This is a genomic window from Enterobacter cloacae complex sp. 2021EL-01169 (assembly GCF_020733125.1).
GTDB lineage: Bacteria > Pseudomonadota > Gammaproteobacteria > Enterobacterales > Enterobacteriaceae > Enterobacter > Enterobacter roggenkampii.
The window spans coordinates 1-525 of sequence record NZ_JAJFTC010000062.1; the positions used below are offsets into that span (position 1 = coordinate 1).

1 tRNA gene and 2 rRNA genes are annotated in these 525 nt (G+C 48.6%); all 3 read left to right on the forward strand.

Going from position 1 to position 525, the window contains the following annotated elements:
• Nucleotides 1-78: ribosomal RNA gene (locus LLF79_RS26890) — 16S ribosomal RNA — on the forward strand; the annotation flags it as partial.
• An 85-nt stretch (nt 79-163) separates the two neighbouring features.
• Nucleotides 164-239, forward strand: a tRNA-Glu gene (locus LLF79_RS26895).
• Between the two features lie 184 nt (nt 240-423).
• Nucleotides 424-525 (forward strand): 23S ribosomal RNA (locus LLF79_RS26900); the annotation flags it as partial.

Below are 525 nucleotides of genomic sequence, written 5' to 3' on the forward strand. Positions count from 1 at the left end.
ACCACTTTGTGATTCATGACTGGGGTGAAGTCGTAACAAGGTAACCGTAGGGGAACCTGCGGTTGGATCACCTCCTTACCTTAAAGAACCTGCCTTTGTAGTGCTCACACAGATTGTCTGATGAAAAGTAAATAGCAAGGCGTCTTGCGATTGAGACTTCAGTGTCCCCTTCGTCTAGAGGCCCAGGACACCGCCCTTTCACGGCGGTAACAGGGGTTCGAATCCCCTAGGGGACGCCACTTGCTGGTTCGTGAGTGAAAGTCACCTGCCGTCATATCTCAAAACTGGCTTGCGAGTCACGTTTGAGATATTTGCTCTTTAAAAATCTGGATCAAGCTGAAAATTGAAACGACACATCTTAAATGGTGTGTTCGAGTCTCTCAAATTTTCGCAATCATGAAGTGAAACATCTTCGGGTTGTGAGGTTAAGCGACTAAGCGTACACGGTGGATGCCCTGGCAGTCAGAGGCGATGAAGGACGTGCTAATCTGCGAAAAGCGCCGGCGAGGTGATATGAACCTTTGA